A 14,759-nucleotide genomic window follows, 5' to 3' on the forward strand; every position below is an offset into this window, starting at 1 on the left:
CGCCGAGGTCGCCGCGCGCTGGCGCGCCTGGCCCGCCGGACGGCTCTTCCCCGGCGTGCTCCGCTACAGCCTCGACCAGGGCGGCCCCGAGGACGCGCGCCGCGTCGGCATCGCCCCGGACACCACCTGCCAGGACGCCGTGGACGCCGCCCTCGGGCCGTCCCTGGCCGTGCGCGGCTGCCGGGGCGCCCTGCGCGCCACCTACCTCGACCAGTTGCAGGGCATCGCGGTCACGCTCGGCGTCGTGGCGTTCCCGGACGAGCCGTCCGCGCGCGGCGCCGCCCCCTGGTTCCCACGGCGCGGCGCGGTCGCGCCCGGCCTGCGCGCGCTCGGCTTCCCCGGCTCGGTCGTCGCAAGGTTCGGCGACGCGTCCCGGCAGGCCACGGCGCTCGCCCAGCGCGGCCCGTACCTGGTCGCGGCCACGGTCGGGTACGCCGACGGCCGCCCGACGCTGCGTGCCGGGCGGCTTCAGGACGATCTCACCGAGCTCGGCCCGCAGCTGGTCGAGGCCGTTCTGCGTCCGCTCGCCGCGCCCGCCGCCGTCCGGTGCGGGGAGCGGGAGTGGGCGTGCTGAGGGCCCTGCTCGCCGTCCTGATCGGGGCGGCGGCCTGCGTCCTGCCCGCCGAGGCGGCGCACGCCGACCGCGCCCGGGACGAGATGGATCCCGTCCTGGGCTCGCTCGACGTGCCGCGCGCCTGGGCCGCCTCGCGCGGACGCGGCGTGACCGTCGCCGTCCTCGACTCCGGCGTGGACGCGTCCCAGTCCGACCTCGCCGGGAGCGTCGTCACCGGGCCCGACTACACCACCGGGGCCGCGCCGTCCGGGACCGTCCCCAAGCGGCTGCACGGCACCAACATGGCGTCCATCATCGCAGGTCACGGCCATGGTCCCGGGGACGGTGAGGGCATGATGGGCGTCGCGCCGGAGGCCCGCGTCCTGGCGGTGCGGGTCATCCTCGAACGGGACGAACCGGGCTACGGGACGTTCGCCGGCGACAAACGCTACGAGGGGACGATCGCGCGCGGCATCCGCTACGCCGCCGACCACGGCGCGGACGTCGTCAACCTGTCCCTCGGCCGCTCCTACCCCCTCCCGGCCGAGCGGGACGCCGTCGCCTACGCGATCAGCAAGGGCGTGGTCGTGGTCGCGGCGGCGGGCAACGGCGGCGCGGACCGTCCCGCCCGGGGCGGCGGCCGTGCGGCCGGGAGCGAGGGCCGTGCGGCCGGGAGCGAGGGCCGTGCGGCCGGGGGTGATGGCAGTGCGCCGTTCACCTACCCGGCGTCCTTCCCCGGCGTGATCTCGGTCGCCGCCGTCGACTCCGCCGGACGCCACGCCGGCTTCTCCAACCGGAACTCGGCGGTCGTGCTGTCGGCTCCCGGCGTCCGGATCATCGGCGCGGGCCCCGGCGACCAGTACTGGATCGGGGACGGGACGAGCCCCGCGACGGCCTTCGTGTCCGGAATCGCGGCCCTCATCCGTTCGAGGCATCCGAAAATGCCGCCCGCGCTGGTCGCGCAGGCCTTGGTCGAGGGCGCCCGGAGCCGTCCGTCCCGGGGGTACGACCTGGGCGTCGGGTTCGGCCCGGTGAACGCCGCCGCCGCGCTCGACGCGTCGGACTCCCTGGCCGGGGCCCGGACGGCCGGTCTGGGCGCGGCTCCGAGCCGGGCGGTCGACCTCCGGTCGCGGATCCGGGTCGTCCGGCGTCCGGAGTCGCTCGTCGTGGGATGCGCGGTCGCCTGCGTCCTCGCCCTGACCGGATTGATCTTGTCCGCAATCGCCCTTAAGCGTCGTCCTAATTCATAATTCAACCATTATTGGGGTTAAGTTCCGGTTAGATCCCTGTTCGTGTCAGAAATACCCTCAGCGGAGGAGTCCACCGGGCCCCTCCCAGACCAGGACGGGCCCTCACCCACCTCCGCGCCCGTCCAGCCCACGACCCGCCGCCGCCCTCGCGCGGCCATCGCGCTGCTGCTGGCGTTCGGCCTCCTGGCCGTCGCGGGCGGCGGCGCCGCGATCGTCTACCAGCTCGTCCGCAAACCCACCGCGGCCGAGATCGACAAGGCCGGAGCCCGGGAGCTCGCCACCCGCTGGCAGCGTCTCCGGGTCGCCGACCTCTTCCCCGAACGGTTCCTCTTCGACAAGAAGGACGAGCCGTCGGGCACCCTCGCCCAGCTTCGCCGGGTCGGCATCGCCCCGTCCAGGGCCTGCGCCGACGCCGTGGACACGCCCACGGCGGCGATCCTCGCCAAGCACGGCTGCACGACCGTCCTGCGGGCGACCTACCTCGACCCGAGCGGGACGCGCGCCGTCTCCGTCGGCGTCGCGGTCTTCCCCGACACCTCGTCGTCCGACGACGCGGCCACCGACCTCACCGGGCTGAACGGCGGCAAGAAGTCCGGTTCGGGCCTGCGGGTCGCGACGTTCCCGGGCACCACCGTCGAGCGCTTCGACGACGGGTCCCGGCAGGTGGTCGACGCGAAGACCAACCACACGCCCTACCTCTTCCTGCGGGCCGAGGGGCCGCTGCACCCGCAGGGCCGCATCGAGCAGGGCGAGCTGGTGTCCCTCTGGTTCGCCCCGGACCTCCTGGACCGGATCATGGCCCGGTTCGCCGACGACTCCACGCCCTGCGCCCGGAAGGACGTGCGATGCTGACCCGCGCCCACGGCCGCCCTCACGCCCGCCCTCACGCCCGCCCTCACGCCCGCGCCCTGCATCGGGGCGTCGCGGTCGCGCTGGCGGCGGCGCTCACCGTCGTCCTCGCCCCGCCGCTCGCCCCGGCGGCCCGCGCGGGCGGCCTGGGCCCGAACGTGAAGCAGATGACCCGGGACCTGCGGGACGCCGGCCGGCAGACCCACGGCGACGGGGCGAAGATCGCGCTCCTGTCGGACGGAGTGGCCGACGTCCTCGCCAAGGGCGCCCATGTCCAGCACGAGAAGGACTTCATCCGCACGGCCCACCCGAAGCGCCAGGGGGGCACCATGCTGGCGTCCCTGATGTTCGGCGCGAAGATGGAGATCCCGGACGCCGGAGAGCTGACGCTGCCCGGCCTGATCAAGGACGCCGAGCTGATCCCCGTCCGCGTCCAGCCGGACCTCGGTCCCAAGGGGCCGGACGCGTCGGTGTCCAACGACAGGATGGACGGCGCGCTGGCCGACGGCCTGCGGTACGCCGTCGACCACGGGGCCCGCGTCATCGTCGTCACCGAGAGCTGGCTGTACGAGGGCGGCAGGGCCGCCACCGAGATCGCCTACGCCCAGTCGAAGGACGTCCTGGTCGTCGCCCCGGTCGGGATCCACTCGCCGGACAGCCCCGACACGTTCACCATGACGCCCGGCGTGCTGGGCGTCGGCGACGTGGACAAGGACGGCGACCGCTACGGCAAGTTCACGACGGCGTCCAGCGCGCTGATGGTGTCCGCCTACGGCGACGAGCTCCCGACGGTCGGCCACGACGGCGAGGGCTGGCTGTTCTGGGGGGACGGACCGGCGCTCGCCCTCGTGGCGTCCGCCGCGGTCATGGTCCGCGCGGCGTACCCGAAGCTGACCGCCCCGCAGGTCACCGAGGCGATCACGTCGTCCGCGCGGCACCCGAAGGGCCACTACACGACCGACCTCGGCTTCGGGTATCTCAACGCGTCCGGCGCGCTGACCAAGGCCGCCAACCTGGCCAAGCGTCCTCCGCTCCCGGAGAAGGCCGGGCAGACGATCGCCGACGGCGCGCACTTCGGGGGCAGGACGCCCGGGCGGGTCCGGGCCGTGCCGGTCACCCTGACGTGGTTCGGCGGCTTCGGCGCTCTCACCGGTGCCGGAGTGCTGCTGATCGGCGCCGCGGTCTGGCTGATCGCGCGTCGCCGTCCGGTCCCGGTGGCCGGAGCGGCCACCGTTGCGGCCCCGGAGGAGACACCGCCGCCTCCTGCCGCCGACGAGGCGTGACGGCACCGGCCCGGCGGGCGCGGACGCGTCCCGCCGGGCCGGTCCCTCACCGGGACACGAGATCGGCGGCAGGCGCGGCGGCCGCCGTCCTGCGGAGGAGCAGGGGAGCGGCCGCGGCTCCCAGCAGGGCGACGGCGCCCGCCGCGAGGAACGCCGCGTGGAGGCCGCCGAGCGTCGCCAGGGCCCTCGTCGTGGACGGCGCGAGCGCGGCGGTCCGGGCGGCGGCGATCGCGGTCAGCGCGGCGACGCCCACCGCGCCGACGAACGTGGGCATCTGCGCGAGGCTCCCGGCGACGCCCTGGTCCGCCTCGTCCAGGCCGGAGGTGATCGTGGTGATCGCCGCGACCACGGTCAGGACGTGCCCGAACCCCATGACGGCCGAGGACGCCAGCAGGAGGACGAGGCCGCCGTGCGCGGGCAGCAGCGCCATCGCGGCGGTGCCGAGCGCCTGGACGGTCAGCCCGAGGGCGATCGCCGCGACCGTGCCGCGGGCCGTGATCAGCCGGGCCGCGAGGGTCCCGGCGAGCAGCGCCGCCGCGCCCTCGCCGAGGAACCCGAGGCCGGTCTCCAGCGGCGAGTACCCGAGGACGTCCTGCATGTGCAGGCTGAGCAGCAGCGTCGCGCCGCCGCACATCCCGAACGTGACGAGCCCGGTCGCCATGCCCCACTTCACCGTCGGGCGGCGGAGCAGGCGCGGCGGGACGAGCGGGGCCGCGTGCCGGGCCTCGACCGCGAGGAACGCGCCGAGCAGGACGGCCGCGGCGAGCAGCGTCGCGACCGTCGAGGCGCTGCCCCAGCCCGCCCGTCCGCCGTCGGAGATGCCGTAGACCAGGGCGAACAGGCCGCCGCTCGCCAGGATCGCGCCGGGGACGTCCAGCCGCGCCCGGGACCGCGCGGACGTCTCGGGCACGACCGTGACCGCGCCCGCCATGACCAGCGCGCCGATGCCGACGAGGATGAGCATCGTCCAGCGCCAGTTCAGGCCGCTGGTGATGAGGCCGCCGCCGATCGTCCCGATGACGAAGCCGAGCGAGAGCAGCGCGCCGTTGACGCCGAGGGCGCGCGTCCGGCGCGGGCCCTCGGGGAACGCGGCGGTCATCAGCGCGAGCGCGGTCGGGCCGATCATCGCCGCGGCCGTGCCCTGCCCGGCGCGCGCCGCGACCAGCAGGCCCGGGTCCGGCGCGAGCCCGGCCAGGAGCGAGAAGAACGTGAACACCACGACCCCGGCGGCGAACAGGCGCCGCCGTCCGAGCATGTCGGACGCGCGGCCGAACAGCGGCATCAGCGCGGCCGTGGGGAGCAGGGACGCGGTCGCGACCCACTGGAGGTCCGAGGCGCTCGCGAAGCCGAGGCTCCGGCCGATCTCGGGGAGCGCGACCGTGACGATCGAGTAGTCGAGCCCGGTCATGAACGTCGCGCCGCAGAGCGTGAGGAGGATGAGCCACCCGCGGAGCCCGAGCCCCGCGGAGTCGGTGGAGATCGTCATGGCGACAACGGTGCGTCCGCCGGACGCCCGCAGCCAGGGCGCTGCCAGGGGTACCACCGGCAGGTGCAGGATCCGGGCGGGGCAGGGTCGCGGACGGTCGTCCCGGCGCGGGAGAATCCCCGGGTGATGTCGGAACCTGACGAGTACGCGGAACTCGTGCTCGACACCGTGGAGCGCATCCCGCCCGGCCGGGTGATGGCCTACGGGGACGTCGCCGAGCTGCTCGGCGTGGGCGGTCCGCGCCAGGTCGGACGGGTGATGTCGCTGTTCGGCGGCGGCGTCCCCTGGTGGCGGGTGGTGCGCGCCGACGGGAGCCCGGCGTCCGGGCACGAGGTGCGGGCGATGGAGGAGTACCGCGTCGAGGGTACCCCGCTCCGCCCGGACGGGCGCCGCGTCGACATGCGCCGCGCCCGCTGGGACGGCCCCGCCCCGGGCGACGACCCGGCGGACTAGAGCGGCCTAGAACGGACTAGAGCGCCACGAACGTCAGGCCGCGCTTCCTGAGGGCGGGCAGGACGGTCCGGAGCGCCTCGATCGTCTCGCGCCGGTCGCCGCCGCCGTCGTGGCAGAGCAGGACGTCCCCGGCCTTCGCGGCGAGCATCGCCCGGCGGATGTGCGCCGTCCCCGGACGGGACCAGTCGCGCGGGTCGATGTTCCACGCGATCGGCATCATGCCCTCGCCGCGGCACAGCTCGAAGATGTACTGGTTCCAGTCGCCGCCGGGCGAGCGGAAGAACTTCGGCGGGTATCCGGCGGCGTTCTCGATCCGCTCCTTCGCCTCGATGATCTCGCGGCGGATGCGGTCGTGGCCGATCTCCGCGAACGGGCTCGGATGCGTCTGGGAGTGGTTGGAGATCTGGTGCCCGCCCGCCGCGATCCGCGCGACGAGCTTCGGGAACATCCTCACCTGCGAGCCGATCAGCGAGAACGTCGCCCTGATCCCGTTCTCGGCGAGCAGGTCGAGCATCATCGGCGTGTACACCGGGTGCGGGCCGTCGTCGATGGTCAGCGCGACGGCGGTGGGCGGCGGCGCGGGCGTGAGCTCGCGGAGGTCGAACAGCGGTGTCCTGGACGACTGCACCGGCGCGTTCGTCCAGGTCGCGGGGGGCGCGGTGCGCTGCGCGGGGACGCTGGGGCGCGGTCCCGCCATCCCGGCGGCGTGCCCCGCGCTGTGCCGGACGGACGTGCCGCCCGACAGCAGCTCGTCGGCGGCGAACGCCGTCGCGGCGGTGAGACCGGCCGCGGCGAGGCCGCCGAACAGCAGCCCCCGCCGGTTGACGCGGCGTCCGCCGGGCGCGCCGGGGGGCGGCGCGTCCTGGCCGGGCGGACGCCCGGACGGCGTGGCGTCCGGGTCGTCGGGGATCTGCGAGTCCGGGAGCCGCGAGTCCGGGAGCGGCGCGTCCGGATCGGGGGTCTGGCCGTGGTCGCGCGGGTCCGTCGTTCCCACCCCTTCAGCGTCTTCGCGTGTCGTCGCCGGCCCGCGGGTGTGGGGCCGCGGGCGGCCGATGCGCGTGCACCGTACCGTCAACGTGCCCGCGGAGCCTCGGTGAAACTCCCGAATCAACGGAAAAGATGCTGAATGCCAGCTGAACCCGTACTGAAAGCCTCCTCCAAAGTCTCCTCCAAGGCTCCTCTGTCGCACGCAGCGCCTGGGGTCGGGTGACGATGTGGCGACCCTGTGTCGATCATCCGCAGGTGGGGGGCGTGTGGTCGCGCGCTCACCCTGCGGCACCTGGGCGACATGCGGCGGATGTGGTCGGGACAGTCCTGATGATCTGCTGCAATGAAGGGTCGTGTCAGCAGTCTCGTATCGTCTCGTGCGCCGCGCGGGTCCCGCGCGTACCGCCGCGCCCGCTCTGGACGAGCGGCAGCGCGCGGTCGTCGAGCATGCGGGCGGGCCGCTGCTGGTGCTGGCCGGGCCGGGCACCGGGAAGACCACCACGATCGTCGAGGCGGTCGTCGACCGGATCGAGAACCGCGGCGTCGACCCGGAGCGGGTGCTCGTCCTGACGTTCAGCCGCAAGGCCGCCGGGGAGCTGCGCGAGCGGATCACCGGGCGGCTGCGCCGCACCACGCGCACGCCCCTCGCGCTCACCTTCCACGGCTACGCGTACGCGCTGCTGCGCCGCGACGCCGTCCTGAACGACGAGCCCGCGCCGCGGCTGCTGACGGGTCCCGAGCAGCTGCTGGAGGTGCGGCGGCTGCTCCAGGGCGAGCTGACGGACGGCGCGCGCGGCTGGCCGCAGCGGCTCCACGAGACCCTCGCGACCCGCGGGTTCGCCGAGGAGCTGCGCGACTTCATGCTGCGCGCCGGGGAGCGCGGCGTCCTCCCGGAGGACCTGGAGGGCCTCGGCCGCCTGCGCGGGCGCGACGACTGGCCCGCGGTCGCCGGGTTCGTCGACCGGTACGGCGACCGCTTCGCGCTCGACCCGACGCCGACGTTCGACTACGGCGAGCTGATCCACATCGCGGCGGGGACCCTGGCCGACGAGGAGGTCCGGATCCGCGAGCGGGACGCCTACGACGTCGTGTTCGTCGACGAGTACCAGGACACCGACCCCGCCCAGGAGGACCTGCTCCGCCACCTGGCGGGCGACGGCCGCGACCTCGTCGTCGTCGGCGACCCGGACCAGTCGATCTACGGCTTCCGGGGCGCGGACGTGCGCGGCATCCTCGATTTCCCGGAGCGCTTCCGCACGCTCACCGGCGACCGGGCGCCCGTCGTCGCGCTCCGCACCTGCCGCCGCATGGCGCCCGAGCCGCTGGAGGCGTCCCGCCGCATCGCGCGCCGCCTCCCCGCCGGGACGGCCCTGGCCGCCGAGCACCGCGCGCTCCGCCACCCGTCCGAGCTGCCGGACGCCCCCGCCGAGGCGGACGAGGGCATCGCGGGCGAGGTGCGCGCCGTCATCGCGGACTCCGAGTCCCAGGAGGCGGCGCTCGTCGCGGACGAGCTGCGCCGCGCCCACCTGCTGGACGGCGTGCCCTGGTCGCGGATGGCCGTGCTCGTCCGCAGCGCGGTGCGGCAGGTGCCGACGCTGCGCCGCGCGCTCGCGCAGGCGGGCGTGCCGGTCGTCGTCGCCGGGGACGAGGTGCCGCTGGTCGGGGAGCCCGCCGTCCGGCCGTTCCTGATCCTGCTGCGCGCCGCGCTGAAGAAGGACTTCCTGGACGAGGTCGTCGCCGAGGACCTGCTGACCGGCGCGCTCGGCGGCGCCGACGCCCTGGCGATGCGGCGGCTCAAGCGCGCCCTGCGCGACCTGGAGGAGATCTCCGGCGGACGCCGCGACCTCGCTGACCTGCTCGTCGCGGCCGTGGACGACCCGCGCGAGCTGGTGCTCGTCCACGAGAAGGTGCGGGCCCCGGCCGAGCGGATCGCGCGGCTGATCGAGGCGGCGCGGCGGAAGGCGGCCGAGGGCGGCAGCGCCGAGGACGTGCTGTGGGAGGTCTGGCAGGAGTCCGGGCGGGCGGAGGTCCTGCTGGAGCAGAGCGTCCGGGGCGGGACGCGCGGCGCGTCCGCCGACCGCGACCTGGACGCCGTCGTCGCGCTGTTCGACGCCGCCGCGCGGTTCGTCGACCGGCTGCCGCAGGCGGGCCCCGAGCTGTTCGTCGACACGATCTCCGCGCAGGAGATCGCCGGGGACACGCTCGCCGAGCGCGCCCCCGACGGCGAGGCCGTCCGGATCCTGACCGCGCACCGCGCGAAGGGCCTGGAGTGGGACGTGGTCGTCGTCGCGGGCGTCCAGGAGGGCGTGTGGCCGGACGTCCGGCTGCGCGGGTCGCTCCTCGGCGTCGAGGAGCTGGTCGAGCACGCCGCCGGGTCGCAGGTGCCGGACGAGGGCGCGGCCGCCGGGGCGTCCCTGTCGGCGAAGATGCTGGACGAGGAGCGCCGCCTGTTCTACGTCGCCGTCACGCGCGCGCGCAGGCGGCTGGTCGTGACGGCGGTCGGCGGGGACGACACCGAGGAGCGGCCGTCCCGGTTCCTGAACGAGCTGCTGCCCGGCGCGATCGAGCAGTCCCAGCTGGACGAGAAGACGCGCTGGCTGTCGCTGTCCGCCCTGGTCGCCGACCTGCGTTCGGTGGTCGCCGATCCGAGCCGTCCGGAGCCGATGCGGCGGGCGGCGGCCGGTCACCTGGCGCGGCTCGCGCGCGCGGGGGTGCGGGGCGCGCGCCCGGAGAACTGGTACGCGATCACGGCCCTGTCGGACGCGGGCCCGGCGTTCGCCGACGACGAGCAGATCACCATCTCGCCGTCCCAGGTCGAGACGTTCACGACGTGCGGCCTGCGCTGGCTGCTGACCTCGGCGGTCGGCGCCCAGGAGGGCGGGCCGAACGAGTACTCGACGATGGGCAAGGTCGTGCACGCCGTCGCCGAGATGGCGGGCGCGGACGACGGCGTCACCGAGGTCGACGTCGCGCGCCGCCTCGACGAGATCTGGAACGATCTGGACTTCCGCTCGTCCTGGTACTCGGAGAAGCAGCGCGAGCAGGCCGCGGCGATGGTCGACAAGTTCCTCGCGTGGAACCGGGAGAACCCGAACGAGGTCGTCGCGCTGGAGGAGTCGTTCAAGGTCGACCTCGGCCGCGTCGTCATCAAGGGGCGCATCGACCGCGCCGAGCGGGACGCCGAGGGCCGCGCGGTGATCATCGACATCAAGACGTCCACGACGGCCGTCGGGAAGAACGACCTGGCCCGGCATCCGCAGCTCGGCGTGTACCAGTACGCGGTGATGCTCGGCGCGTTCCAGCGGCACGGGCTGGTCGAGCCGGGCGGCGCGAAGCTCGTCCAGGTGGGCAAGGCGGCGTTCGCGAACCGCGTCCGCGAGCAGGAACAACCGCCCCCCTCGGACGACCCGGATCCCGAGTGGCCGAAGAAGCTCGTCGAGATCGTCGCGACGGGGATGGCCGGGGAGGTCTTCCAGGCGCGCGCGAACGACAAGTGTCGGACCTGCCCGGTACGGTCCTGCTGCCCGGTGCACGAGGAGGGGGGACAGGTCGGTCCATGATCACTCCGGCGGAGCTGGCGCGGCTGCTCGGGGTGCCGGAGCCGACCGAGGAGCAGGCGCGGGTCATCGAGGCCCCGCTCGCCCCCATGGCGGTGATCGCGGGCGCCGGGTCCGGCAAGAGCGAGACGATGGCGGCGCGGGTCGTCTGGCTGGTCGCGAACGGGTTCGTCCGGCCCGAGCGCGTCCTCGGCCTGACCTTCACGCGGAAGGCGGCCGCCGAACTCGGCGTGCGCGTCCGCAAGCGGCTCGACACGCTGCGCGAGCAGCTGCCCGCGCACGAGCTGGAACGGCTCGGCGGCGAGCAGATCTTCGACGGCGAGCCGATGGTCTCGACCTACCACGCGTACGCGGCGCGGCTGTTCGGCGACCACGCGCTGCGCGAGGCGCTCGAACCGACGATGCGGCTGATCTCCCCGGCCGTCGCCTGGCAGCTGTGCTCGCGCGTGGTGGACGCCTACGCCGGTCCCATGGACAAGATCGACTGGTCGCCGGACACGGTCACCAAGGCCGTCATGGAACTCGGCGGCGACCTGTCCGAGCACCTGCGCGGCCCGGAGGACGTCCGGCGCATCGGTGACCGGCTCGACGCGATGTACGCCGCGCTGAAGAAGCCGCTCAAGGCGCAGAAGGACATCCTCGGCAAGCACGAGGTGCGGATGCAGCTCATGCCGCTGATCGAGCGCTACCAGCAGGCCAAGCGCGACCGTGAGGTCATCGACCACGGCGACCAGATGGCCCTGTCCGCGCGGATCGCGCGCAACCACCCCGAGGTCGGGATGATCGAGCGGTCCCGGTTCCCGGTCGTCCTGCTGGACGAGTACCAGGACACCAGCCAGGCCCAGCTCGTCCTGCTGACCTCGCTGTTCGGCCTCGGGCACGCCGTCACGGCGGTCGGCGACCCGTGCCAGTCGATCTACGGGTGGCGCGGCGCGAGCGCGGGCAACCTGCTGCGGTTCGCGCACGACTTCCCGCGCCGTCCGGCGGTGGGGACGGTCCCGGCCGACCCCGCGCCGATCACCAAGCTCAGCCGCAGCTTCCGCAACGGCGAGCGCATCCTCGACGCCGCCGCGCGCGTCCAGGCCGAGCTGCGCGAGGACGCCCGGGACGTGCCGGTCCTCGTTCCCGGCGCGGGACGCGACGGACGCGGCCGCGTCGAGTGCGCCCTGTTCGCCACCGTCGAGGGCGAGGCCGACCGGATCGCCGAGCGGATCGTCCAGCTGATGGGCCCGACCGCGTACGCGCCGGACGGCGGCCCGGCCGGGGACGAGCCGCTGAAGTGGTCCGACATCGCCGTCCTCGCGCGCAAGCGGTCGCAGTTCCCGCTGCTCAGGCGGGCCCTGGAGCTGCGGGACGTGCCGGTCGAGGTGGTCGGGCTCGGCGGCCTGCTGACCGTCCCGGAGGTGCAGGACGTCGTCGCGACGCTGCGCGTCATGCACGACCCGACCGCCGGGGCGTCGCTCGCGCGGCTGCTCACCGGCCCGCGCTGGCGGCTCGGCCCGCGTGACCTGGTCGCGCTCGGCCGCCGCGCCCGCGCGCTCGCGAACGAGCAGGCCCGCGACGTCACGCCGCCGGAACCGTCCGGGGAGGCGCCGGGAGAGGTTCCCGGGAAGGCGTCCGGGAAGGCGCCTGGGGAGGCGTCCGGGGAGGCGTCCGCCGAGACCGCCGACGTCCCGGCGGTGGAGAACGACCCGCTGCGGCAGCTGGTGTCCGAGCTGAACCAGGAGACGGGCAGCCTGGTCGACGCCCTGGACGACCTCGGCGACCCGTCCGCCTACTCGCCGGAGGGGTTCGGGCGGCTGCGGCGCCTGCGCGACGAGCTGCGCCACCTGCGGTACCAGGCCGGGCTGCCGCTGCCCGACCTGGTCGCCGAGGTCGAGCGGGCGCTCGGCCTGGACATCGAGGTCGCCGCGCGGTCCGGGCTCGACCCGGTCACCGCCCGCGCCGACCTGGACGCCTTCGTCGGCGCCGCCGCCGACTTCGCCGGCGACGCCGAGGACCCGACGCTCGGCGCGTTCCTCGCCTACCTGACCGCCGCCGAGTCCGAGGAGTTCGGCCTGGAGGCGGGACGCGTCGGCGAGACCAACAGCGTGAAGCTGCTGACCGTCCACGCGTCCAAGGGGCTGGAGTGGCCGGTCGTCGTCGTCCCGGGGCTGACGTCGATGCCGCAGAAGAACGGCGCCCCGGCGAAGGGCTCGATCTTCCCGTCCCCGCCGCAGAACACGACGCGGTGGACGGCCAACCCGCGCGTCCTGCCGTTCCCGCTGCGCGGCGACTACGCCGACCTGCCGAAACTCGACGGGCTGGAGAAGGACGACCTCGCCCGGTTCGACGAGCGGTCCATCCGGCGCGACCTGCTGGAGGAGCGGCGCCTCGCCTATGTCGCGCTCACCCGCGCGTCGGCGCTGCTCATCGCGACGGGGTACTGGTGGGGGTCGTCGAGCCGTCCGGTCGGGCCGTCCCCGTACCTGGAGGAGGTCCGCGAGGTGTGCGTCGCGGGCGCGGGCACCGTCGCCGTCTGGACCGACCCGCCCGGCGAGGACGCCATGAACCCGCTGCTCACCGACGAGCAGGAGGCGGAATGGCCGGTCATGCCGGGCGACCTTCGCGGTTCCGACTCGTCCGCGCGTGCTCGGTATGACGCGATCGTCGAGGCCGCCGGGATGGTCCGGGACGCCATGCGGGGCCGCACCGGCCTGTGGGCGGGCACGGGCGGCCTCTCCGACGGCGACCGGGGACGCATGACCGCCTGGGCCCGCGACGTCGAACTGCTCCTCGCCGAACGCGACCGGGGCCGCTCCGGCGACGGCCTGCTCGTCGAACTGCCCACGAACCTGACCGTGTCGTCCCTGGTCACGCTCGCGAACGACCCCGGAGCGCTGGCCCGGCAGATCCGCCGCCCCATGCCGCGCCGGCCGGCCCCCTACGCCCGCCGGGGCACCGCGTTCCACTCCTGGCTGGAGAGCCGGTGGGGGCAGCAGCGCCTCATGGACATGGGCGAGCTGCCCGGCTCCGCCGACGACGACGCGTCCGACGACTCCCAGCTCGAACACCTCCAGGAGATGTTCGAGCGGTCCGCGTGGGCGAACCGCGAACCCCTCGACGTCGAGGTCCCCTTCGAGACGATCATCGGCGACCGGCTCGTCCGCGGCCGCATGGACGCCGTCTTCCGCAACCCCGACGGCACCTACGAGGTCGTCGACTGGAAGACCGGCCTCCCCCCGGACGGCGCCAAGGCCGGCGCCGCCGCCGTCCAGCTCGCCGCCTACCGGGTCGCCTGGGCCGAACTCGCCGCCGTCCCGTTGGACCAGGTCAGCGCCGCGTTCCACTACGTGAAGGCGAACCACACGATCCGTCCCGCCGACCTGCTCGACGCCGACGGCCTCGCGGCCCTCCTGGACCGGATCCCCGCGGCCTGACCAACAGGTGACCGGAGCGCCGTTCAGATCCGGGGGAAACGGGGAAGATCCCGGGAAACCCCGAGGAGGCGCGTGCCGGTGAGCCCTGTCGAGAAGCACGACGACACGATCGTGCGCGAGTTCACGCGGCAGGCCGAGGGCTTCGCCGACCCGCGCCGCAACTCCGCCTTCACCGCGCAGCTCGGACGGCTCGTCCGCTTCCTGGAGCCCGAACTCGACCTCGAGGACGTCGTCCTGGAGGTCGCCGCCGGGACGGCCCTGGTCTCCCGCGCCATCGCGGGCCGCGTCCGGCACGCGACCGCGCTCGACCTGACCCCCGCGATGCTCGCCGAGGGCAAGCGCGCCGCCGACGCGTCCGGCGTCACGAACATGACGTTCACCAGGGGCGACGCGACCGGCCTGCCCTACCTCGACCGGTCCTTCACGCTCGTCGTCACCCGGTTCTCGATGCACCAGGTGCGCGACCCGGAGGCCGTCGTCCGCGAGATGGTCCGCGTCGCGCGGCCGGGCGCGGCCATCGTCGTCGCCGACATCGTCCGCCCGTCCTCCGGGGCCGGCGACCCCGACCGGATCGAACGGCTGCGCGACCCGTCCCACGCGTCCCTGCGCACCGAGGCCGAGATCGCCGCGATGCTCGCCGAGGCCGGCGCCGAGGTCCGCCGCGCCGAGCGGTTCGACGTCGTCCGGCCGCTCGACCCGTGGCTGGCCTTCACCGGGACGTCCGGCGAGACGTCCGCCGAGGTCCGCAAGGACCTGGAGGCCGAGCTCGCCGGGGGCGCCCCCACCGGCATGCGCCCCGCCCTGGTCGACGGCGTCCTGCACTTCACGCACGCGCACGCCTTCATCCAGGCGATAGCGGGCTGAACCGGTCGGGATTCTCGACCAAACGTTCGACGATCTTCGCTCAGGTGTTCTATGTTGT

10 protein-coding genes are annotated in these 14,759 nt (G+C 74.8%); 8 read left to right on the forward strand and 2 right to left on the reverse strand.

Translation table 11 applies throughout. From position 1 onward, the window contains the following. The 4 genes from EBO15_RS44605 to EBO15_RS34145 all read left to right on the forward strand — a co-directional run. On the forward strand, positions 1-574 hold a 574-nt coding region (locus tag EBO15_RS44605), incomplete at its 5' end, for a hypothetical protein (protein ID WP_122198607.1). Next, a complete protein-coding gene (locus EBO15_RS34135; RefSeq protein ID WP_233616617.1) occupies positions 562-1,803 on the forward strand; it encodes a S8 family serine peptidase in 1,242 nt (413 codons plus the stop codon). The genes EBO15_RS44605 and EBO15_RS34135, both read left to right, overlap by 13 nt. 42 nt (positions 1,804-1,845) lie before the next feature. Continuing rightward, on the forward strand, positions 1,846-2,655 hold the full coding sequence (locus EBO15_RS34140) for a hypothetical protein (protein WP_122198608.1): 810 nt from the start codon (positions 1,846-1,848) through the stop codon (positions 2,653-2,655). Further along, positions 2,649-3,935 carry a S8 family serine peptidase gene (locus EBO15_RS34145; RefSeq protein WP_122198609.1) on the forward strand — a complete coding sequence of 429 codons (1,287 nt, stop codon included), beginning with the start codon at positions 2,649-2,651 and terminating at the stop codon, positions 3,933-3,935. Before EBO15_RS34140 ends, EBO15_RS34145 begins: the two co-directional genes overlap by 7 nt. A 46-nt stretch (positions 3,936-3,981) precedes the next feature. Here the strand turns inward: EBO15_RS34145 and EBO15_RS34150 are convergent, their stop codons facing one another. Then, a complete protein-coding gene (locus EBO15_RS34150; RefSeq protein ID WP_122198610.1) occupies positions 3,982-5,421 on the reverse strand; it encodes an MFS transporter in 1,440 nt (479 codons plus the stop codon). Between the two features lie 126 nt (positions 5,422-5,547). On the opposite strand from EBO15_RS34150, the gene EBO15_RS34155 reads away from it, so the two are divergent. Further along, positions 5,548-5,874, forward strand: a complete 327-nt coding sequence (locus EBO15_RS34155) for an MGMT family protein (protein WP_122198626.1) — start codon at positions 5,548-5,550, stop codon at positions 5,872-5,874. A 16-nt stretch (positions 5,875-5,890) separates the two neighbouring features. Here the strand turns inward: EBO15_RS34155 and EBO15_RS34160 are convergent, their stop codons facing one another. After that, on the reverse strand, positions 5,891-6,868 hold the full coding sequence (locus EBO15_RS34160; RefSeq protein WP_233616618.1) for a polysaccharide deacetylase family protein: 978 nt from the start codon (positions 6,866-6,868) through the stop codon (positions 5,891-5,893). Between the two features lie 346 nt (positions 6,869-7,214). On the opposite strand from EBO15_RS34160, the gene EBO15_RS34165 reads away from it, so the two are divergent. The 3 genes from EBO15_RS34165 (at position 7,215) to EBO15_RS34175 (ending at position 14,701) form a co-directional block, all read left to right on the forward strand. Next, positions 7,215-10,421 (forward strand): ATP-dependent helicase, encoded by a 3,207-nt coding sequence (locus tag EBO15_RS34165; RefSeq protein ID WP_233616619.1) that lies wholly within the window; start codon positions 7,215-7,217, stop codon positions 10,419-10,421. Beyond that, positions 10,418-13,837, forward strand: coding sequence for an ATP-dependent DNA helicase (locus tag EBO15_RS34170; protein ID WP_122198612.1), 3,420 nt, complete (start codon positions 10,418-10,420; stop codon positions 13,835-13,837). Before EBO15_RS34165 ends, EBO15_RS34170 begins: the two co-directional genes overlap by 4 nt. Before the next feature lie 78 nt (positions 13,838-13,915). Beyond that, positions 13,916-14,701: a class I SAM-dependent methyltransferase gene (locus tag EBO15_RS34175; protein WP_122198628.1), complete on the forward strand. Its 786-nt coding sequence runs from the start codon at positions 13,916-13,918 to the stop codon at positions 14,699-14,701. Positions 14,702-14,759: the final 58 nt, after the last annotated feature.

It is taken from the genome of Actinomadura harenae, from assembly GCF_003696215.1.
Classification (GTDB): Bacteria; Actinomycetota; Actinomycetes; order Streptosporangiales; family Streptosporangiaceae; genus Spirillospora; species Spirillospora harenae.